Origin of the sequence: Parabacteroides caeci (genome assembly GCF_023656795.1) — a bacterium.
GTDB classification, from domain to species: domain Bacteria; phylum Bacteroidota; class Bacteroidia; order Bacteroidales; family Tannerellaceae; genus Parabacteroides; species Parabacteroides segnis.
In genome coordinates this window covers 1-23,738 of record NZ_JAMOKT010000020.1, presented here as the reverse complement: position 1 = coordinate 23,738, position 23,738 = coordinate 1, and the positions used below count along the sequence as shown (strand labels likewise).

16 protein-coding genes and 1 pseudogene are annotated in these 23,738 nt (G+C 36.7%); 16 read left to right on the top strand and 1 reads right to left on the bottom strand.

The features are described from left to right. The first annotated feature begins 196 nt into the window (after positions 1-196). The 16 genes and pseudogenes from NBH15_RS11800 (at position 197) to NBH15_RS11725 (ending at position 23,156) form a co-directional block, all read left to right on the top strand. A complete protein-coding gene (locus tag NBH15_RS11800) occupies positions 197-811 on the top strand; it encodes a hypothetical protein (protein WP_128135606.1) in 615 nt (204 codons plus the stop codon). 219 nt (positions 812-1,030) lie between these two features. Next, positions 1,031-1,615: pseudogene (locus tag NBH15_RS11795) on the top strand (DUF3874 domain-containing protein); the annotation flags it as partial. A gap of 253 nt (positions 1,616-1,868) precedes the next feature. Beyond that, complete coding sequence (locus NBH15_RS11790; RefSeq protein WP_128135743.1) at positions 1,869-2,144, top strand: hypothetical protein; 276 nt, start codon at positions 1,869-1,871, stop codon at positions 2,142-2,144. A gap of 107 nt (positions 2,145-2,251) precedes the next feature. Continuing rightward, positions 2,252-2,488, top strand: coding sequence for a hypothetical protein (locus NBH15_RS11785; protein ID WP_233567603.1), 237 nt, complete (start codon positions 2,252-2,254; stop codon positions 2,486-2,488). 852 nt (positions 2,489-3,340) lie between these two features. Further along, complete coding sequence (locus tag NBH15_RS11780; RefSeq protein WP_250822731.1) at positions 3,341-3,661, top strand: helix-turn-helix domain-containing protein; 321 nt, start codon at positions 3,341-3,343, stop codon at positions 3,659-3,661. 119 nt (positions 3,662-3,780) lie between these two features. Further along, positions 3,781-5,154 (top strand): ATP-binding protein, encoded by a 1,374-nt coding sequence (locus tag NBH15_RS11775; protein WP_250822730.1) that lies wholly within the window; start codon positions 3,781-3,783, stop codon positions 5,152-5,154. A gap of 36 nt (positions 5,155-5,190) precedes the next feature. Then, positions 5,191-6,684: a type I restriction-modification system subunit M gene (locus NBH15_RS11770; protein WP_250822729.1), complete on the top strand. Its 1,494-nt coding sequence runs from the start codon at positions 5,191-5,193 to the stop codon at positions 6,682-6,684. Between the two features lie 5 nt (positions 6,685-6,689). Beyond that, on the top strand, positions 6,690-8,222 hold the full coding sequence (locus NBH15_RS11765; RefSeq protein WP_250822728.1) for a type I restriction-modification system subunit M: 1,533 nt from the start codon (positions 6,690-6,692) through the stop codon (positions 8,220-8,222). Next, on the top strand, positions 8,215-9,330 hold the full coding sequence (locus tag NBH15_RS11760; RefSeq protein WP_250822727.1) for a restriction endonuclease subunit S: 1,116 nt from the start codon (positions 8,215-8,217) through the stop codon (positions 9,328-9,330). Before NBH15_RS11765 ends, NBH15_RS11760 begins: the two co-directional genes overlap by 8 nt. 12 nt (positions 9,331-9,342) lie before the next feature. Beyond that, positions 9,343-10,899: a DUF4435 domain-containing protein gene (locus tag NBH15_RS11755; RefSeq protein ID WP_250822726.1), complete on the top strand. Its 1,557-nt coding sequence runs from the start codon at positions 9,343-9,345 to the stop codon at positions 10,897-10,899. A 99-nt stretch (positions 10,900-10,998) separates the two neighbouring features. Continuing rightward, positions 10,999-11,982 (top strand): site-specific tyrosine recombinase/integron integrase, encoded by a 984-nt coding sequence (gene xerA, locus NBH15_RS11750; RefSeq protein WP_234146214.1) that lies wholly within the window; start codon positions 10,999-11,001, stop codon positions 11,980-11,982. 1 nt (position 11,983) lies between these two features. Then, a complete protein-coding gene (locus NBH15_RS11745) occupies positions 11,984-13,138 on the top strand; it encodes a restriction endonuclease subunit S (protein WP_250822725.1) in 1,155 nt (384 codons plus the stop codon). 32 nt (positions 13,139-13,170) lie between these two features. Further along, the gene (locus NBH15_RS11740; RefSeq protein WP_250822724.1) at positions 13,171-16,101 is read left to right on the top strand and encodes a type I restriction endonuclease subunit R; all 2,931 of its coding nucleotides are present in this window, start codon (positions 13,171-13,173) and stop codon (positions 16,099-16,101) included. A gap of 23 nt (positions 16,102-16,124) precedes the next feature. Then, positions 16,125-17,945 carry a GmrSD restriction endonuclease domain-containing protein gene (locus NBH15_RS11735; RefSeq protein WP_250822723.1) on the top strand — a complete coding sequence of 607 codons (1,821 nt, stop codon included), beginning with the start codon at positions 16,125-16,127 and terminating at the stop codon, positions 17,943-17,945. Between the two features lie 53 nt (positions 17,946-17,998). Continuing rightward, complete coding sequence (locus tag NBH15_RS11730) at positions 17,999-21,625, top strand: YobI family P-loop NTPase (RefSeq protein WP_250822722.1); 3,627 nt, start codon at positions 17,999-18,001, stop codon at positions 21,623-21,625. 136 nt (positions 21,626-21,761) lie between these two features. Continuing rightward, positions 21,762-23,156, top strand: a complete 1,395-nt coding sequence (locus tag NBH15_RS11725; protein ID WP_120137106.1) for a virulence RhuM family protein — start codon at positions 21,762-21,764, stop codon at positions 23,154-23,156. A 47-nt stretch (positions 23,157-23,203) separates the two neighbouring features. Here NBH15_RS11725 and NBH15_RS11720 read toward each other — a convergent pair whose 3' ends face one another. Then, complete coding sequence (locus tag NBH15_RS11720; RefSeq protein ID WP_250822755.1) at positions 23,204-23,701, bottom strand: hypothetical protein; 498 nt, start codon at positions 23,699-23,701, stop codon at positions 23,204-23,206. Between the last annotated feature and the right edge of the window lie 37 nt (positions 23,702-23,738).

Below are 23,738 nucleotides of genomic sequence, written 5' to 3'. Positions count from 1 at the left end.
TTGGTTTAGTGTACATTAATTACTGCAAGACCATTAGCAGCAAACGCTTGATTGTGCATAAGAGCATCTTTAAACGTTACAAGTCCATATAACAGCACTTATACGAGTTATGAGAATTGTTAAGAGGTGGAATCGTGGTCTGTTGATAGGCACATATCATAATCTAATTAATAATTAACTATTAAAATAAAAGATTATGACAAATAGAGAACAAGCAAGGAGAATGTTCGATAGAACTAATTCTTTTCTGATTTCAGTAAATCAGGTGTCTAAAATCTCTAATGAAGAGATTGTTAAACGTTTAGTAAAGGGACTCTTATTTTGTAAAGTTACCTATACAAAGGCGTTTAATGCTATATACGATAATATTGAAAACTTAACTAAGGTTGAGTTTGTAAAAGTTACCGTAAATAGAATGGAGGACACCTTATTTAAGCTGGACTTTGAGAAAGTTACTTCGCTGAATGAATTGGCTAAATCATATTTCATCATTTATGATGTCAATGCTGCTATAGCTGCATTCCTTTATAAGGAGACTTACTCAAACCTATCAATTAACGCATTCTTCTACAGGTGTAGTTATATTGGTTTTATGTCGGACATAAGTGGAAAGGTAACACTTCCATTAAATCCGAAGATTATAACAATACCTGACGAAGAAACTTTAGAAGCTTTACGGGATGAATATGAACGTAAGCAAGAGGAAGCTATGAATATAGACCTTCCCGCAGACTACGTAGTTGAAACGACAGAGGATGCAGGATATAATCTCTTGCCTGATAATGTCGAAGAAGCTATCATCGTAGAATGATTAAAGTTAGAGGAATTTAGAGGCAACTCTAAATCAAAGTAACGCAAGTTACATAATGTACACATCCGAGACACATTATTTGTTCTTACCCAATCAAGAGAAGTACTGAGTAACAATATAAGTAGTCTATAATGCTCCCAACCCTGTAAATCATATTTAACAATCATAATTACTTTCATATTATACTGATTTACAGCTAATTATTTAATCAATAATGTTTTTAGTTTAATAAATATGGATGAGTTCGACCAGGTGAGCGTCAAGCATCAAGGCTTCTTGAAGCATCTGTTGCAGAAGCCGGTAGTCAATCTGCGCAAGCCTTATGCTACACAGGTGGAGTCGGTGAAGCGTTATGCTTCGTTTATTGCCACGAGCAACCATACGGATTTATTGGGTGATCCTTCCGGTAGCCGTCGTTTCATCTGCATTGAGGTGAAGGGGATGATAGACAATGCACAGCCGGTCGAGTATACCCAACTCTACGCGCAAGCTGTGGCCGCTCTGAATAATAACGAACGTTACTGGCTGACGCACGAAGAAGAAGCGTTGCAGATGCAGGCGAATGAAGAGTTTCAACAGCGTCCTTTGTTTGAGGATCTGTTCTTTCAATATTATCGTCCGGCCCTACATAAGGAAGAAGGTGTAAAGGCTTCTGCCGGAGAAATTTACCTCTCGTTGCAGAAAAAGAGCGGAGTAAAACTTCCAATGAGTAATGTTTCCGTCTTCGGCCGCTTCCTGAAGAAACTGGGGTTAATGACGCAGCTGGCGAGTAGGGGACGGTTGTATTTGGTGGTTGAAAAGTAGGAAATAGTGGTAGATATGAGTTGATGGTGGTAGATATTTTTTTATCTGCCACCATTGGGGAAATGCTTTGTTGATGAGAGTTTGGGTGAGGAATGGTAGATGTGGTAGAATATTTTTATTACGTCTCTTTTGATATGATTTCCGATATTTTCTGTAATATTGCATTTACGATAAAATTGAATACTGATTATGGATACATTAAGTCTCACAAAAGCAATATCATTGTTCATCCTAACTTTAATACAAAGAGACGATGGACAAAAGAACAAAATTTTGGAGATGCCGGCAAATGGCACGTGTGTTTAGGGCTCGTATGATTCTTTATGCCGCTTATGGACATTGCATTATCCGTGAAGATGGTAGCTGTTATGAACATCCTCATTGGTTTGAATTGGCAAAGGATAAATGGGCGCAGGTTTATAAAACTACGGGAACTCCGTGTAGTTGTTGGATGTGTAGAGGAGCGGAGTACGACCGCAAGGAATATAAGAAAGAAACTTTGCGTATCATCAAAGAATCAGAAGATTAATGTTTAATGAAAAGAAATATGATGTTGAAAGGTAAAACAATTCTTGACGGTTTGTAAGTGTTTAATAGAGCCATGCATTATTATTGGCTTAAAGATCTTACAAACAAATGAGTAGAAGTAGAAAAAAAACTCCTGCCAGTACTATTGCGTGTTGTAAATCGCAAAAGAAGGACAAGCAAATGTGCAATCGTCTTTTTCGTAGTAAATCCAAACAGTATATTCGTGAGGGTAAGGAACTTCCTTACAGGCTTCGTGAAGTGATGAATGTTTGGAGCTTTGCCGGTGACGGTAAAGTTTACTGGGGATATGATTGGCAAGGAGTTGAGAAATTGATGAGAAAGTAATTGAATATCTTCCTTTTTGCGCTTTCGTGCAGAGGGGAAGATGTTTTGAATGACCCTCTGAAACAAATCATTACTTATTTCCCGATGCAGCATATTATGCTAATTGACTATCAATATTTTATGGCTTAAAAGATAGAAGGCTCAAAAATTTACTTGTTTTTTCGCCGAAAATCGAAGATTTAACGTTTTTAACCTTAGTTTATCTTCAAACGAAGGGAAAAAGAGAAAAATGGCTCTCTTTTGTTCCGAAGCCTCCGGTTCGCAAAGATAAGGCATATTGGTGATTATTTCGCCGATTATGGCTGTAAAATAGAGGGTAATTTTACGGATTTTCTGGTGGGCTTTTGGTGGCTTGATAAGGAGAAAATCTTGCTTTGCTTTTGGGTTAGGATTTCGGATGCTTTTGCAGCCAAATGAGAAAGTCGGCAGATATGGTTCGGTTCGGCTTTGGCGAAGCCATTTCTTTTCCTCCCTTTGTTAGGTTTACTTTAATGCTCGTATATATGAATACGGAGATAAAGTAAAGTTGCTTTTCATTTGGAATAGCCAATCTAATCTTGAGATTTGTGTTTATGTAACGAATAATATATTGTTTGTTATATGGGTGTATTGGCGCTTACAAACAATATGATAGCATTTGCATTTTCCAAAGTAAAATCACCTTGTCTTTCGCACTTTTCCAAAAATGCTTGTCGGAATCTGCTGCAAAGACATTGGATTCGCTTGGAAAAGTGTAGAACCATTATATTGTACTTGTTTTAGCCATCTCTTCTAGTTTTGTGAGTTTTCCTTTTAATATATCATTAAATAGATAAAATCTAATATCTTTGTATATTATATGATGAGTTGATTATGACAAAGAATACAATGGGAACCAAACTGCCTCGAAAATTGGTGCAGAAGATGTCGATTGTAGGAGAACAGATTAAATTGGCTCGCCTACGAAAGAATCTGAGTGTGGCTCAAGTGGCGGAACGTGCCACTTGCTCTCCATTAACCGTGTCCCGAATAGAGAAAGGTGCGCCGACCGTAGCCATCGGAATCTACTTGCGTGTGTTGTATGCTTTACAGCTTGACGATGATATTCTGTGGCTGGCCAAAGAAGACGAGTTGGGAAAAGCTTTGCAAGATTTGAGTTTGAAAACAAGGAAAAGAGCTTCAAAAAAGGAATAGAGCACATGTTCTCCTATACATAAGTTGCAATTTGCTCTTTGGGAATAAAAAAATATGGCTCAAAATTTTGTGTTATGTTATAAAAACATTATGTTCGCATTGCATAATAAATAAGATATATGAAATTCGTTGATAGAATAGATGAAGCTGCACGATTAAAGGATGCTCTTGCAAGAGAGAAGTCCTCGTTAGTCGTGATGTACGGTCGCAGACGGTTGGGTAAGTCAACGCTTATCAAAAGGGTGCTGTCGGATACGGATGTTTATTTCCTTGCCGATCGTTCTGAAGGCCAACACCAAAGGATATTGTTTGCAAAAGTGATAGCACAGGTGTTTCCAGATTTCGACAAACTGACATATCCGGATTGGGAATCTATGTTTCGCGCGGTCAATTATCGAACAGACAAGCGTTTTACTTTATGTTTGGATGAGTTTCCGTATCTTGTAGAGCAATCTTCTGAACTGCCGTCTGTGCTACAAAAACTGGTTGATGAAAAGCAGTTGAAGTATAATCTTGTGCTTTGCGGTTCGTCACAAAATATGATGTATGGATTGTTTCTTGATTCTACTGCACCTCTCTATGGTCGTGCTGATGAGATCATGAAACTTGCACCGATACGTTTGCCATATATTCAAGAGGCTTTGAGCCTTGATGCGATGAATGCCATTGAAGAATATGCTGTTTGGGGAGGTGTGCCGCGTTATTGGGAACTAAGGGAAAACCAAAATTTACTTAATGATGCTTTGTGGCACAATATCCTTTCTGTAAATGGGACTCTTTACGAAGAACCGATAAAATTGTTTCAGGACGATGTAAAGGATATTGTTAAGACTTCGACGATAATGTCTTATATCGGTACTGGCGCAAATCGGCTTTCTGAGATTGCCGCAAGATGCAATGAGCCTGCAACCAACCTGTCGCGTCCATTGAAGAAACTTATTGATCTCGGATTTTTGGAGAAAGATGTTCCGTTTGGGATTGATGAAAAGAATGCGAAAAAGAGTCTTTACAAGATAGCCGATCCGTTTATGGCGTTCTACTATCAGTTTGTTGTTCCTAATCGTTCGTTCATTGAACTTGGTCGTCGTTTACCCATAGAACAGGCTTTGACTGCTCATTTCTCTGAGTATGTGAGTATGCAGTGGGAAAAACTGTGTCGGGATGCTGTCACAGGAAATCTTGTTAATGGAGTAGTTTATGGCAAAGCAAAACGTTGGTGGGGCTCTGTTCTCAATGAGGATAAGAAGCCGGAACAGGTCGAGTTCGATGTAATGGCTGAATCGCTTGATAAAAAGTTTCTGTTGGTCGGAGAATGCAAATGGACAACAGGGGAGAATGGTAAACAGCTAACTGCTGAACTTCTCCGCAAAGCTAATCTGCTGCCGTTTGCTAAGAATTATATTATTGTTCCGGTGCTGTTCTTTAAGAACGCTCCGAAAGATGATGCTGGGAATGCAATGTTGCCGGAAGATGTTGTTGAGTTAATGAAATAAAGGAATCTCAAATCCACTATTTGACAGAGTTATTAGATGGCAAAAAAAACAATAAATAAAGAACTTACAGGTGCACAGGACTTATACAATTTCTTGTTTGAGGCTTGTAATATAATACGCGGTCCTGTAAGCCAAGATAATTTTAAAGATTATATCACGCCTTTGCTTTATTACAAGCGGATATCTGATGTTTATGATGAAGAAACAGAAGAAGCTTTAATATCAAGTGGTGGTGATAAGGAGTATGCATCTCTGCCAGAGCAACATCGTTTTGTTATTCCTGATGGTTGTCATTGGCAAGAAGTCAGAGAACGCATAGAAAATCTTGGAGCAGCCATAGTCGGTGCTATGAGACAGATAGAGATAGCAAACCCTGATACATTGTATGGGGTGCTATCTATGTTTTCATCTCAGAAGTGGACTAATAAGGCAATTCTCAATGACAGTAAGATTCGTGACCTGATAGAACATCTATCAAAACGAAAACTTGGTAATAAGGATTACCCTGCGGATTTAATGGGTGATGCTTACGAGATACTATTAAAGAAGTTTGCCGATGACAGTAAGGCCCAGGCCGGAGAGTTTTATACTCCTCGTTCTGTTGTGAGATTATTAGTGCATATTCTCGATCCGCAACCTGGGGAAACTGTATATGATCCTGCTTGTGGTAGTGGAGGAATGCTTATCGAAGCTATACGATATATGCACGATGATTCTCTTTGCTGTGGAAGTATATTCGGACAAGAGAAGAATGTCGTGAATGCGGCCATTGCTAAAATGAATCTATTCCTGCATGGTGCATCTGATTTTAATGTAATGCAAGGCGACACATTGAGAGACCCAAAAATTCTTCAAGGTGGTAATATCGCCAAATTCGATTGTGTTATAGCAAACCCTCCATTTTCTCTTGAAAATTGGGGAGCAACGGAATGGAGTTCAGATAAATATAAGCGCAACATTTATGGCACACCGAGTGATAGTTGTGGAGACTATGCGTGGATTCAGCATATGATATGTTCAATGTCTTCTGGCAAGGGGCGTATGGCTGTTGTAATGCCACAAGGTATTCTGTTTCGTGGAAATCAAGAAGTAGAAATAAGGAAACAATTAGTCGAAAGTGATTTGATAGAAGCCGTTGTTACATTAGGAGATAAATTGTTTTATGGTACTGGACTTTCACCGTGCTTTTTGATAATACGAAGAATGAAACCGGCTCATCATTCCGGACGGATTCTGATGATAGATGGTTCCAAAATTCTAACTCAAAAGAGAGCGCAGAATATTTTAGCAGAGAATGATATAGATAGGTTATATTCACTTTATCAAAATTACTCCGATGAAGAGGACTATTCTCGAATCGTTACGTTGCAGGAGATAAGAGATAAAGAGTATAATCTTTCGCCCAATCGCTATGTGGTTTACCACAAGGAGGAAATTCGTCCTTATGCGGAAGTGTTGGCAGAGTTCAAACAAGCATACGAAGATGTGAAGCGATTGGAGAAAGAATTTTCATTACTCATTAACGCATAATCAATATGGCAGAAAAAGTAAAACAATATCGTCATCCGGACGACCCTATTACGCTCGATGAACTTAAAGGTTTCCTTTGGGCGGCTGCCACTCATTTGCGTGGTCAGATTGATGCGGCAGGATATAAAGAGTATATTTTCCCTTTGCTTTTTTTCAAACGCATTTCCGATGTTTATGATGAACAGTTTGAAGGATTCGTGTGTGAAGGAGGAGTTGAGTATGCAGGTATGCAAGTAGAAGATATCCCCATCCGCATTCCTGATGGTGCGCACTGGAGAGATGTTCGTGAGGTGACGGAAAATGTTGGTAATAAATTAGTCGAGGCGTTTATTGCCATAGAACAAGCCAATCCTGCCAAAGAAATGGATGGCAGAAAAATCGGAGGATTGGAGGGAATTTTTGGTCCAAAGGATGGTTGGACCAACAAGGCGAAGATGCCCGATAGTATCATTACTTCGTTGATTGAGGATTTTTCTAAATATACGTTGAGCCTAAAGGCATGTCCTGCCGACGAAATGGGGCAGGCATACGAATACCTTGTTGGAAAGTTTGCCGATGATGCTGGGAATACAGCTCAGGAGTTCTATACGAATAGAACAGTCGTTCAACTTATGGCTGAAATACTGCAGCCCCAACCGAATGAAAGTATTTATGACCCGACTTGCGGTTCTGGGGGAATGTTGGTCAAATGCTTAGACTATCTTCGCAATAAAGGAGAAGAGTGGCAGAGTGTGCAGGTGTTCGGACAAGAGGTAAACGGTTTGACATCTTCTATTGCACGAATGAATCTTTATTTGAATGGAGTTGAAGATTTTTCGATTGCCTGTGCTGACACGTTGGAGAATCCAGCGTTTTTAGATGGAAGCCATCTTCGAAAGTTCGATATTGTTCTGGCAAATCCTCCTTATTCAATCAAAGAATGGAATCGTGAAAAATTCATGAATGATAAGTGGGGACGTAATTTCTTAGGAACACCTCCGCAAGGGAGAGCTGATTATGCCTTTTTTCAACATATTATTGCTTCGATGGATAAAAATACAGGTAGGTGTGCTATATTGTTTCCCCATGGTGTACTATTTCGTGATGAAGAATATGAACTGCGCAAAAAATTAGTTGAAATAGACATTGTAGATTGCGTAATTGGACTTGGTCCCAATCTATTTTTTAATGCTTCTATGGAAGCTTGTATTATTATCTGCAAAAATAGAAAAGAAGATAGTCATAAAGGTAAAGTTCTTTTTATTGATGCAAGAGGTGAGGTAACAAGAAGGAATGCAGAAAGCTATTTAGAAAATGTACACATCCAAAAAATTATTTCTGCCTATAAAAATTTTGAGGATATAGAATATTTCGCAAAAGTTATTGATAAAGATAATATATTAAACAATAAGAGTTTGCTTAGTATTCAAAGTTATGTAGAGCAAAAGGGAACGAATGAAATATTCGATTTGGATAAATCTCTCCTAAAATGGATAAATATTTCAAAATCAATGCATATCGAAGTTTCTAATCTTTTAAGTATGCTAAAACATGAGTAGGATAAAGTTTGGAGATGTCGTTAAAGATGTCAAGATAAATATAGATCGTCTAAATAATCCGTATGAATTTTATGTTGCAGGTGATCATATGGATTCGGAGGATTTAACCACACATAGGAAAGGTCGTTTTGCAACAGATGATGTTGGACCTGCTTTTATTCGTGTTTTTAAACCAGGTCAGATTTTGTATGGCTCAAGAAGAACATATCTAAAGAAAATAGCTGTTGCTGATTTTGAGGGAATATGTGCTAATACAACTTTTGTTCTTGAAACAAAAGATCCTCTTGTACTTGAACAGCGTTTGTTGCCATTCATTATGCTATCAAAGGATTTTACGACTTGGTCGATAGCTAAATCAAAAGGTTCTACAAATCCTTATGTGTTATTTTCTGATTTGGCGGATTTTGAGTTTGAATTACCTCCATTAGAGGAACAAAAAGTTCTTGCGGATAAATTATGGGCTGCCTATCGATTGAAGGAAGCCTATAAAAAACTACTTGTTGCCACTGATGAAATGCTGAAATCGCAATTTATCGAGATGTTCGGAGGCAAACCCATTAATGGAACTATAAGAGACCTTACAGAGCAGAATATAGCAAGTGTGAAAAGAACCTTTGATAAGAATGACTATATTGAGTATATCGATATATCATCTATTGATAATACAACTCGTACTATTTTGGGAACAACACAATACATAGTGAAAAAGGCTCCATCAAGAGCACAACAATGTGTCAAGAAAGGTGATATTCTTGTATCAATGGTACGTCCAATTAATAGGAATATAGCATTGATAACTAAAGATATGCCCAACTTGGTTGCATCTACCGGCTTTTGTGTATTACGTCCTAAAGAAGGATGTAGAGAATATATATTATCAGTAGTTTTATCTGATGCATATACTGAGAAGATGTGTGACAAGGCAAGTGGAGGTTTGTATCCTGCTGTGAGTAATGGGGATGTTCTATCTTATGAAATTCATGTAGCTGATGATATCTTGCTAAGGAAGGTTTCAGCAATAATAATTCAGGCTGATAAATCAAAATTTGAATTGCGTAAATCAATAGATGCAATAGATAAAGTAATTAAAAGTTTAATTAACAATTAAAATTATAGCCATATGATTGACAGAACAGTAAAATTTCCCCAAATAGGTGATGTGTCAAGTACACAATCGTATGTGCTTGTTGGGGCGAATGGTAGTGGAAAAAGTCATTTGGGAGCATGGATTGAAAAAAATAATGATAAAGTTTTACGTATCTCTGCTCAACGTGCATTATCTATTCCTGATACTATTAACATTATAAATGAAGAGGCTGCATGGAAAAATATATTCTATGGCAATCCCACTCAAACAGATAAAGGTTATAAATGGCAGTGGGGAAAAGAAACATCTACACTAGTAAATGATTATGAAAGTGTTTTATCAAGTGTCTTTTCTAGGGAGACTGATGAACTTCGAGTATTTAAGGATTTGTGCGATAAAGGGAATAAGCTCAATAGATATGAGACAATAGTTGAAAAAATCAAGATGATTTGGAACCAAGTATTACCACAAAGAGAGCTTGTTCTAGAGAAATTTGAAGCAAAAGCAAAGTACAAAGAGGAGTTATATAAGGCAGGTTCTATGTCTGATGGAGAAAGGGTTTGTCTCTATCTTATTGCGCAATGCTTAATAACTCCTGATGATTATATTATTGTTGTTGATGAACCGGAAATTCACCTTCATACATCTATAATGAAAAGGCTTTGGGGTGAGATTGAAAGGTATTGTCCCAATAAGACTTTTGTTTATATAACCCATGACTTAAATTTTGCAACCTCAAGGAAAACAGCAACCAAGATATGGGTGCAGTCATATGATGGACATGATAGTTGGGAAATTTACCAGATAGAAGATAATGATGACATTCCAGAAGCTCTTTTCTTGGAAGTATTAGGTACTAGAAGTCCCATTCTGTTTGTGGAAGGGGGAAAAACTAGTTATGATTTGCCTTTATATAAAGAAGTTTTCGGTAATTATTTGGTCATCCCATGTGATAATTGTCGAAAAGTTATAGAGTTGACAAAGGCATTTAATAATGAAAAAGTAAAGTCTTTGCACACATATGATGTAAAGGGGTTAATTGATCATGACTTTTTAACTGATATTGAGAAAGATAGTTATCTAAAACAGAATATATATACATTGGATGTGTTAGAAGTGGAGAACTTATTTCTCATAGAACCTTTGATTAAACTTGCGGCCAAGCAAATAGGTGATAATGAGAATGAAGCATTTCAAAAAGTAAGTGATTTTCTTTTTGAACAAATGGAGCAAGGTAAATATGACATAGTCAACTCTATTTGTATAAAAGAAATAAGACACAAACTAAATTGTTTTTCATCTAAAGGCAATAAAGGCGAAGATATACAAAACGACTTAAATAATCATATTTCTGAAATTGATGTAAATGCGATATTTGTTCAGGCTGAAACAAATATCTCAGATATTATTGCAGAAAGGGATTATAAAAAAATGTTGAATGTGTTTAACCATAAGGGAATGTGTCAACGAGTTACTGGTATAATCGGTCTTAAAAAGAAATATCCGCAAGTAGTACTTGATTTGATAAAAGGAGAAAAACGAGATGAGATTATAAGTGCATTATTGGGATACTTGCCAAAGATTGATTGAATTTAAGTTATTCCCTTAGAATAAAGAGCTTAATAAACGGATAGAATAGATAGATACGTTGATACTGCAGCTTAATTGGATAACTAATTTATTAATAATATGATAGAGAATCTGATTAATGACATAGAGCAGGCTATGCTGGGAGTTTTAAACAACGAGCAAATGAGTCAATTGCGAAAGGTATTGGATTATACTTTTCGTGATATCAACGTATCTTCTAAGAACAATGAAGAGTGTAGTGGAAATAGTGAGTTGATAGATATCTTTTTATCGGCCAAAAGAGTTGAAGGATGTTCGGATAAGTCGATGCACTATTATCGAAGTACGTTAAATAATGCAATCAGGAAAATAGGAAAAAATATTCGTCATATTACGACGGATGATTTGCGTAGTTATCTAAATGACTACCAACTAACAAGTGGGGCAACAAAGGTTACGGTAGACAATATACGTCGCATCTTGTCGAGCTTCTTCTCATGGCTTGAGGATGAGGATTATATTGTGAAGAGTCCGGTACGTCGGATTCATAAAGTAAAAGTCGGAAAAACAGTCAAAGAAACATACTCCGATGAAGCGTTGGAACAAATGCGTGACCATTGCGAGGGTATTCGCGATTTGGCTTTGATAGATTTGTTAGCTTCTACCGGTATGCGTGTCGGTGAGTTGGTCAAGCTTAATCGGAACGATATAGACTTTGAAAACCGGGAATGCATCGTTACCGGTAAAGGCGATAAACAACGCCGAGTTTATTTCGATGCTCGTACAAAGATACATTTACAACGTTATTTGGCAGAACGGATAGATGACAATCCTGCGCTGTTTGTTTCGTTATTAGCACCTTACGATCGCTTACAGATAAGTGGCGTGGAAATTCGGTTACGTCGATTGGGACGTGAATTGAATATTCCTAAGGTGCATCCTCATAAGTTTCGCCGCACGTTGGCAACAATGGCGATAGATAAAGGTATGCCCATAGAGCAGGTCCAGCATCTCTTAGGGCATCAAAGTCTTGATACAACATTACAATATGCTATGGTGAATCAGACAAATGTAAAAATGTCTCACCGTAAATTTATTGGTTAGTATGTCGCAATTTATCGAGATGTTTGGGAATCCTCTTTCTTTAAATCAGAAGAATGAGTTGAAAAGATTAGGAGAATGTTGTATTCTAAATCCAAGACGTCCTAACATTGCTCTTTGCGACACCGATAAAGTCTCTTTTATTCCTATGCCGGCGGTAAGTGAGGATGGATATTTGGTAGATATGACTGACGAAGAATATGGAAAAGTAAAAAAAGGCTTTACATATTTTGAGAATAATGATGTCTTGTTTGCCAAGATTACACCTTGTATGGAGAATGGCAAAGGAGCTATTGTACATGGACTTACAAATGGTATAGGAATGGGATCTACAGAATTTCATGTATTGCGGCCAATTAACGGAATATCTAGTCCCTATTGGCTGTTAGCATTAACACGAATGCCTATATTTCGTGAGCGTGCTGCAAAAAATATGTCTGGAACAGGCGGGCAGAAAAGAGTTAGTGCTTCATATCTGGACCATTTTATGGTTGGGTTGCCTGCGATAGAGGAACAAAGGCGTTTTGAAGCAATATATAGACAAGCCGACAAATCAAAATTTGGCGACTTCAAATCGCAATTTATCGAGATGTTTGGAGATAGCTCGGTCGTCCGATTGGAAGACAAAATAGCAACTCAGTCTGGTGGTACTCCGAATACTAAAAAACTTAAGTATTACGAAGGGGGTAATATACCTTGGCTTTCAAGTAGCGAAGTTAATCAAGGATATATTTTTTCTACAGAGAAGTTTATCACTCAAGAAGGTTTAGACAACTCATCTGCAAGGTGGATTCCTAAAGATTCGGTACTTATTGCAATGTACGGAGCTACAGCTGGTAGGGTTGGACTCTCTACAATTCCATTAACCACAAATCAAGCAGTATGTGCGTTGTTACCTTGCAGCTCTTTTAACCCGATATTTTTGTACTATGCAGTATGTCAAAAAACGCCTTGGATGATTTCTCAATGTAGAGGTGCTGCTCAGCCGAATATATCGCAAGGTATAATTCGTTCAATGGAATTGCCAATTCCTCCAATGGCCAAACAAATGCAGTTTGTTTCCATTGCAAAGCAAGCCGACAAATCAAAATCTGTCATTCAAAAAGCTTTAGTATATTTGAATGACATACAGAGTGACGAATTAAGGAAAATCGCTTAATTATTAAATTGATAACAATAAAAATCATAGATATGTTTAACGAAGACAATACAGTGGAGCAAATGCTCATAGAAGCTGCAACCCAAAGTAGTTGGCAGTATGTAAAGTCACAGGATATACCTCGTAGTTCTGATTCTGTCCTTGTTGAATCATGGCTATTGGAAGCTCTTGTCAGGTTAAATCCAATAACACGTCAACAAGCGGAGCAAGTTATTTATAAACTCCGTGCTGCTATTACTTGTGGAGGTAATTATGATGAATTGGTGACTGCCAATGACCGTTTTCGTACATTGTTATTTAATGAAAACACAGAGCCTTTTGGAAAGGATGGTGAATATATACCTATCAGATTCTTTAGCGAAGATGCGGTCGAAGATTATTGTGTAGTGACCAATCAATGGGAGTTTCCACGTAGTTCTGTTGAAGGAGGTAAACGTTTGGATTTGGTTTATCTGATAAATGGAATTCCGGTTTGTGTTGGTGAAGTAAAATCTCCTGTTCGCCCTCAGATAACATGGGCTGACGGAGCCATTGATATGCTGCATTACGAAAAGAGCATTCCAGAAATGTTTGTTCCGAATATATTAACCTTTGCTACAGAAGGCAAAGAACTTCAATATGCCGGCATCTGTGCCCCTGTTGATAAATGGGGACCTTGGTTTAAAGATGAAAGTCGTCAGCATGGCACAATAGAGTCGGTTAAAAGTAACGTAATGGGGTTGGTTCAACCAAACCGACTGCTTGACATATATCGTTACTATAGTGTTTTTACAGGAACATCATCAGGCAAAAAAATAAAAATAGTTTGCCGTTATCAACAATATCTAGGTGGTGAAGCTATTGTTCAGCGTGTCTTAAACACATATCGTGAGAAACAAGGTCCGAAGAAAGGTCTTATTTGGCATTTCCAGGGTTCGGGAAAATCATGGTTGATGGTATTCGCTGCCCAAAAATTACGTTTGCAGAACGAATTACATGCTCCCACTGTTGTTATCGTTGATGACCGTATTGATTTGGAAGATCAGATAACGGGTGATTTTACTCGTGCTGATATTCCCAATATAGAACCTGCAAAGACAAAAGAAGAGTTAGTTGCATTTTTCAAGCAGGATCAGCGCAAGATTTTGATAACGACAATTTTCAAGTTCGGAGATGTTGATAGTGTACTGAATGAAAGAGATAATATCATTTTATTGGTAGATGAAGCACACCGAACTCAGGAAAAGGATTTAGGACAAAAAATGCGCAGTGCACTACCTAATGCATTTTTCTTTGGTCTTACCGGAACGCCTATCAATAAACGAGATAAGAATACTTTTCAATCTTTTGGAGCTGATGAGGATTTAGAGAAAGGTGGATATATTTCAAAGTATACTTTCCAAAATTCTGTTGAAGATGGAGCTACGCTTGAATTGAATTTCCAAACAGTGCCGGTAGAGATGCATCTTAACGAAGCTCAATTACAAGAAGAGTTTGATGAACTGACCGATCAAATATCAGAGGAAGAAAAGAACGAATTAGTAAAACGAACTTCTGTTGAAGCATTTTTTACAGCGGAGAAGCGAATTAACGATGTCGCACGTTATATTGTAAATCACTTCAAAGAGTATGTAGAGCCCACTGGAATGAAAGCTCAAGTCGTGGTATATAACCGAGACTGCTGTGTGAAATATAAGAAAGCGATTGATGCTCTTTTGGGTTCGGAAGATGCAACCACTATCGTTATGCATACGGCTGGCGATAAAGCTGATGAGTATAAGGCATACCGTCGTGATAGAGAACAAGAAAGAAAACTTCTTGACCAATTCCGTGATCCATTGTCACCGATTAAAATGGTGATTGTCACTTCAAAGCTGTTGACAGGTTTTGATGCTCCAATTTTGCAATGTATGTATCTTGATAAACCAATGAAGGATCATACGTTGTTACAAGCTATTTGCCGTACGAATAGAAAGTACAATGTTGATAAGAAATGTGGTCTGATTGTAGATTTCGTCGGTGTATTTGATAATGTAGCCAAAAGCCTTGCTTTTGATGAGGAGACGGTAAAAACGGTTGTAAAGAATATTGATGAGATAAAAGTGTTGATACCTCAATTTTTGCAAGAGTGTATTGACTTTTTCCCTGGTGTAGACCGGACAATCGGTGGTTGGGAAGGTTTGCAAGCTGCCCAGCAATGTTTACTTGATGAGTCTACAAAAACGAATTTTGCAAAACATTTTTCACGATTGGCTAAAGCTTGGGAAACTGTAAGCCCGGATGCAATGCTGGCTGCTTATCAGGCGGATTATACTTGGCTGGCTCAGGTATATCAAAGTGTACGTCCTGTTAGTACCGGAGGATCACTCATATGGACTTTATTGGGTGCTAAAACCATTGAAATCATTCATCGTAACATTGATACAATTGATATTGGGACTCCACTTGAGGATCTTGTGGTAGATGGAGATGTAATTGATATGGTGTTGGAGCAAGCCAAAGACAATCCTAAAAAGATATTGGAAGTGGAAAAAATGCTTCGTTTGAGGTTAGGAGAGCATCATGGAGACCCTAATTACAAGGTATTTGCTGAGAAGTTGGATGAACTGCGCCGTCATATGGAGGAGAATCTTATAACTAGTATTGATTTCCTCCAAGGATTGCTCACCCTTGCCAAAGAAGTGCTTGAAGAAGAAAAAAACTCAAATCAACCTCTTGACAAGAGGGAACAAGCTAAAGCTGCTCTTACGGAGTTGTTTGAATCAATTAAAACTGAGGATACACCTATCATTGTAGAACGTGTAGTTGCTGATATTGATGAAAATGTAGTAGCTATTGTACGTAAGTTTAAAGATGCTTTTAAAAGCATTACAGCTCAGCGAGAGATAAAAAAGAAACTACGTTCTATTCTGTGGGTTAACTACCAGATTAAAGATCAAGAAGTTTTTGATAAGGCTTATCAGTATATTGAGATGTATTACTAATCGGTTGATAAAATGAATTTGTTATGGCTGTTGAATCACACGATAAGAAACTTGATGACCTCCTAAAAATGGTTGAAGAAGGTAAGGCTCAATTACCCGACTTTCAACGTAGTTGGGTTTGGGATGACACGAAGATATGTAAACTAATAGAAAGTATCACATCTGGTTTCCCAATGGGTGCAGCGATGTTTTTGGCTAATGGTGGTGAGCATATCCGTTTTAAGTATCGCACATTTGAGGGAGTGAATTCTATATCAGAAGTTACACCTGAGTGGCTTGTGCTCGATGGACAACAGCGACTCACAACCTTATATCAGGTCTTGAAGAGTAAGAAAGCAACTAATACTCGATTAGAGACCAATCGAGATACAATTATCAAACGCTATTATTATCTAGATATTCGTAAATGTCTAGACTCTACTGCGGACAGATTGGAAGCTATCATATCTGTATCAGAGAAGAAACAGCTTACAACAAATATTGGTCGTGATGTAACGCTGGACTTATCCACAAGAGAGAAAGAATTTGAGAACCTGATGTTTCCCCTAAATATTACGTTTTCTCATAATGATACGGAAGATTGGCATTATGATATGGAAGACTATTACAAAGGTGATAGAGAGTATAGAAATTTATTTCGTGATTTCTCCCAGCAGATTCTTCGCCCAATTTTAGAGTATAACATACCTATAATTCAGCTTGATAAAGAAACCCCGAAAGAGGCTGTTTGTCAGATTTTTGAGAATGTAAACACTGGTGGTGTACCTCTTACGGTTTTCGAACTCGTCACAGCTACATTTGCTGCTGAAGGACATGAATTGAGAAAAGATTGGGAGACCATTCGTCATATTTTTGCTCAAAAAGTAAATGGCGAGCTATTGAAAGAAATCACTGGTGCTAATTTTTTGGCGGCAATGACTCTGTTGGTATCATATTATAAAAGAGTGGTTTCAGGTGATGATGAGCGTGTGGCTGTAACATGTAAGAAAAAAGACATTCTTAGGCTTGAATTGAAAGATTATTTGAAGTATCATGACGCTTTGATTAAAGGTTTCTGTGATGCAGCTGATTTCTTAGTACATCAGGGGATTTTCCGTTCCAGAGATCTTCCATATTCGTCACAACTTATTCCACTTGCTGCAATCTTTGCATACGACAACGAAAATAAAAAAATGTTGCATCTTGGAAGCAAACAGGAATTATTGTCTCGTTGGTATTGGTGTGGCGTAATGGGTGAACTATATGGGGGTGCCAATGAAGCCAGATTTGCAACTGATATAATGGGCGTATTCCGTTGGATGGAAGGTGGTGAAATGCCAGAGACTGTATATCGTTCTAATATACAACCAACTCGTTTATTGACCATGCAGACTAGGAATAGTGCAGCGTACAAAGGTGTTATGGCACTTATCTTACAAGACTCACCACTTGATTTTATGACAGGTCATCGTATGGATATAGCATCTTACATTGATGAAGATGCTGATATTCATCATATATTCCCTCAAACTTATTGCGAGAAAAATAACCTTCCACGTATAAAATGGAATTCTGTCATTAATAAGACTCCAATTTATGCATCTTCCAATCGTTCAATAGGAGGACATGCACCAAGTACCTATATTGGAACTATGGCAAATAAGGGATTAAAACAAGTTGAGATACAGGAAGCCATAGAGTCACATAAGGTAAGTTATGCTCATCTTGTATTAGATGATTTCAATGCTTATTTCATAGATCGAGCAAAACAATTGCTTGACAGAATAGAGCAAGCGACAGGCAAATCTGTCTCAGGAAGAGATAGCGAAGAAACAATCCGTGAATTTGGTGTTGCTTTAATATAGATAGCAATCTGTAACAAACTAGAAAAATGTGATTAATAAATAGCTGAAAATAAATGAACTGGAGATTTTGGAAGAAAATATGTGCAAATAATTCGATGGAGGATGATAAACAAGTATCATTAACTCCTGCTCTGCTTAATCGTGATAGTGAAAGTGATAAGAAGCAGTATAGGAGTGTTTTGAATCTTGCACGAAAACTAGAAGAGAAAGACATATTGAACATTGCTCTTACAGGTCCTTATGGAGCCGGTAAGAGTTCCATTCTTCGCTCTTTGAAGAAAGACTATCCTAAATACAAATATCTTTCAATATCTCTTGCTACATTAAAGTCTCCATTAGATGATAAAAAGAATGAAATAGATATTGATACGATGAATAATCGTATTGAATACAGCATTCTTCAACAACTTATTTATAAAGAAAAACAAGAGACGCTTTATAATTCTAGATTAAAAAGGATTTATCATAAATCAACTTGGGCTCAATATGCTTTATCATTTGTAATAATATTTTATGCTGTTGCTTTAATTATTGTATTTGAACCATCGTTTTTGAAAGTGGAATGGATTTGCAACCGCTTAAGCAATCCGGTATTAAATAAATGGTCTGATATTTTTGCTCTATCATATATATTTATTGCAACAATAATATTCGCTCAAAAGACTATCAAGTCATTGAGTAATAGTAAACTTAATAAGTTAAATCTAAAGAATGGGGAGATTGAATTAAAAGAAAATAAAGAAGATACATCTGTTTTCAATAAGCACATGGATGAAATTGTCTATTTCTTTGAGGTCACTAATTATAATGTCGTGATTATAGAGGATTTAGATAGATTTAATAATACTGATATTTTTCTTAAGTTACGAGAAGTCAATCAACTCTTAAATCAGTCAAACTCCGTGGGACGTAAAGTTACGTTCATTTATGCGGTTAAGGATGATATGTTCTTTGATGAAGAACGTACTAAATTCTTTGATTATATCACAACTGTAATTCCAATAATCAACTCCTCAAACTCGGCAGACAAACTGAAAGAGGAACTAGAGATAAAAGGTTTTTCAGATCTTAATGTTGAGGTAATAGAAAGTTTAGCTTTTTTTATTGACGATATGAGATTACTTAAGAACATTGTCAATGAATATGCCCAATATAGAGAAAAACTTGATGAGAAACTTGATCAAAACAAGCTTCTTGCCATGATTGTATATAAAAACTACTACCCAAAGGATTTTGCTGATCTACATAAAGGAAAGGGTGTTTTATATGATTGTTTGCATAAGAAAAGCGAGTTGTTAATTGAACGTAATAGGCAAATTGATGAACGTATTGGCGTAATCACTAAAAAACTTCAATCTTTAGAAGCGACGCATGCCATGCAAGAAAAAGAATTAAGGCTGATTTATATTGAAGGGTATCGTAAAAAATTATCAAAACAATATAAAAGTAATGTCTTTTCGTTTTTTGTTGAGAACAATTTTATACCTCTTGAAGATATCGCTGAAAATGAAACTTTATTTAATTCATTGATATCGCAACCTTCAATTCGATACCAATATTTTAAGGGATGTCAAATTAACACATATTATGGTCATGTTAGATCTTGTTATGATACATCTGAAGATAGTTGCAATGTTCAATTCAGTCAGATAGAGGAAATAGTTAATTCGGACTTTACTTACCATGAGCGATTAGAAGCCTTGCGAGAGGGCGAAAAAAAATATCGTGAACAAATCAAGATACTAGAGTTGTCTCGGAACAATCATTATGCTACTCCAATACATGAATTGTTGCTGGATATTGATATGCAGACGCATAAGATTTTTAGTGAACTCAAAGTCTCTAAAATGCTTGAAGCTTTCTTGAAAGAAGGACTTATAAATGAAGATTACTTTGATTATATCTCTTTCTTTTTTGGTAAGTCAATTAATAAGCATGACCATGATTTTATTCTGGAATTAAAACTTCGGCATAGCTTACCATATGATTATCATATAGATAAAATAGAACTGTGCGTGAAAAACATTCCTGACAAATGTTACAATGATGTAAGTATATTGAATATTCAGGTGGTGGATTGTATTTGTCAGCATCTTGAAGAAGAAACTAATAACTCAAAACTTCATTCGATAGCACAAGTTGTTAAGAATAATAAAAAGTGGGACTTTTTGATTGATTTCTATAAGTCAGTTGAAGATTCGAGCCCGCTTTTCAACCATTTGGGTAGTATCGTTGATGGATTATGGAAGATCTTCGTGAAACAGAATTCCGATGAATTATTCGAGGCTTGGTTGCGATTCCTAGAATTAAACTATTCCACAAAAGAAAGTCGTAACTGGTTGAATAAACACTTCGCATTTATATCTCATAGAGTAGATCTTATAGGTTTTGATATAGTCAAACAAACAGTGTCGAATGGAAAACTGATTTTTACAGATATAGATGCAGAATCAGGGTGTTTGCTGGAATATGTTGTAGAAAACGAAGCATATATGCTGACACCTGAAAATGTTGTATGCGCATTTGTTTATTATCGAAATGAAAGGATGGAAGCATTGAATAATTATCCTTTAAATGTTACAATACTGAGGAGTTGTGAATCTGCTAAACCAGTGTCAGATTATATAGATGAACGTTTTGATGATGCACTAAATAATGTATTTATCACAGATGCAGCGAAACAAGAGAGTGTGGAAATTATTCTTGAAATTATTAATTCTGAAGATATAACAGAGGAGACAAAACGCAAATACCTTTCGGGGCAACATAATAGAGTTTCTCTTTCCTATGTTAACAATACACAGTGGGAGTCCGCTATTGAAGTTGATATAGTTACACCAGCATGGCCTGAGATATATGCATTCTATGAGAGTCAGAATAATGTAATGATTGCTAGTTTGCGAATATTCATTACGAAGCATATTGATGAATTAACAGATATATCTGAATTGGATGATACTCAGAAAGAACTACTGGCAAACAGTGCTTTGTTGACATCAGATTTTGAAATGTCGGTATACGATAAACTTATCAAAATCTTTGATGGAGTTACATTTAAGGATGCGAATATTAACAGTGTAGATAACGCTCATTTTAAATCGTTACTTTGTGCCGATATGCTTCCATATAGCACATATTATACGACTACAATTAGAGACAATCATAGTGATGTACTTACTTATTATGTAGATAAGTATTTGGATGAGTGCATTATAGAAATAGAGGAGTTACCTACAGATATGAGGTTATACAAGTATCTTATGAGAAATCCAAGAGTAATCGGTGAAAAAGCTCTAAGTGTAGTTCAACACTTTCTTCCTCATATTGTGTGGGATAACGAATTGGCAAATATCACTCTTCCTGTGGTGAAAAACAATATTGAAAAATTTGATTATGATACAGAGAAGAACATTTTGGTCGATTCTACTAATTTGCCAGAGCGCTTGTCTTTTTTGATAGACTTGATTGAAAAGTATAGAGATGATTTTGATATTGTGACAGAATTAATAGAGTCTTTAGGCGATTCTTATCGAAGTATTACAGATAAATCAAAAAAGGCTACTATAGAAAATAATCACATGAATGAAATGTTTTTAGGGAAGCTAAAAACTATTGGATATATCTCATCATATAGAGAAGATGATGATAAACTTCGTGTAAGCCATAAACGTAATTATTAAATCAAATGCAAAAGAATAGAGTAATTTATAACTATCAGTGATGTTTGCTAGTGATTAATAGTAATCGATGAAAGTTTCCATTAATAAAGATTTTGTGTCAGGATTTAAAGCAACTTTAAAAGAATAAGATTTTGGTATGATAGAAGATAATGTTGAATTCTTGAGTTCTGATTTCGAACAGATTAAGAAACGGAAGGATGGCGGAAAAGAATATTGGTCGTCAAGGGATTTATGTGCTGTATTAGGATATAGTACATATCAAAAATTCACTCGTATTATAAACAAAGCCATTGCGATAGCCAATAATAAAGGATTTAATGTATCGGAGCATTTTAACCAAACGGTTGAAATGGTTAAGGTTGGTTCTGGCTCTTTTCGCAAGGTGGAAAATATCCATTTATCTCGTATCGCTTGCTTGATTATTGCGGAAAATGCAGATGGAAAGAAGCCACAAGTACAAATGGCAAGAGAATATTTCAAGCAAGAGATATCTACTCCTGAATCAATTAATAATAGTCTATCTGCTAATATTTTATTATATAAAACAGGACAAGGGGAAGTGCGTATAGAGGTAGTCTTCAATAGTGAAACATTCTGGATGTCGCAGAAGCGCATGGCTGATTTGTTTGGGGTAGATGTACGAACCATCAATTATCATCTTGGTCAGATTTACGAAACAGGCGAACTCACTAAAGAGGCAACTATCCGAAAAATTGGGATAGTTCAGTCAGAGGGAGAACGAGAAGTGGAACGCACACCACTGTTTTATAATTTGGACGTTATCATAGCTGTGGGCTATCGTGTAAATAGCTACCAAGCTACTCAGTTTAGAATATGGGCAACATCTGTTCTTAAAGAAATGATAGTTAAAGGCTTTGTTTTGGATGATGAACGTTTGAAACAAGGAAAATATTTTGGTAAAGATTATTTTGATGACTTATTGGAGCGTATCCGGGAAATACGGGCTTCTGAACGTCGATATTATCAAAAAATCACTGATGTATATGCAGAATGTAGTTCCGATTATGATCCTAAGGCCGAGACGACTCAGCTATTCTTTAAAATGGTGCAAAATATGATGCATTGGGCGGTTACTCATCAAACTGCTGCTGAAATCGTATATACAAGAGCAGATGCAGAAATGCCTCATATGGGACTTACTACATGGAAAAATGCACCGGAAGGAAGAGTTCAAAAGTCAGATACGATTATTGCAAAGAATTATTTATCGGATAAAGAAGTAACCTCTTTAAACCGTCTGACAACCTCGTTTCTTGATTTGGCAGAAGCGCGTGCGGAACGTCAGATAATTTCTACTATGGAAGACTGGAAAAAACAATTGGATGATTTCCTGACTGTATATGGCTATGACAAATTTCATGATTCTCGTATCATTTCTGCTGAACAAGCAAAGGAAAAAGCGTATGCTGAATATGACAAATTTCGCTTGATTCAAGATAAAGAATATCTTTCAGATTTCGATAAGGAAATTAAGTTATGGAAAGAAAAGGGATTGTTTGATAACGAATAAAATAAAGTCTCAACCGATAGCACTTCTATCCAGTTGAGACTTTTCGTTTATTTACCTCTATCCAAAAACTTCTGTACTATTAACGCTATACTAATCTCCAAAACAACCATAAGAATACAACCAATAGCAGCCTTCCAAATCAATCCGGAATGCAAAATCTCTGAATTAGCCACTATCATGCACACGAAAAAGGAAGATAGAGCGACTACAATGATAATCAAAATGTAGAATGCCGTATCTGGGATGGGGATGGCATTGTCGGCTTTCTTCATTCTTCGCTCGGCTTCCTTGCATTTGCTCTCAATCTGACTGAGAAAATCACATAGAAGCCTTGCTCCAAATTCAACTGCCATCTTCTGCATTTCTTCAGAAATAATAGGTTTGCACTCACGTATAGAGCCGGACAGATTTTCAACTTCTGTTCTCAACTTGAACACGTTGTCATTCAGCTTGGCAAGTTGGAGAGACCGGAGTATACTGGGACAGTATGAAGGTCTTAAATCTGAGTCGAAACAGGCATTTTTGTACTGAGAGTCATAATTGATTATCAGTGATTTGCAGATTCGATATTGGGTATCTGCT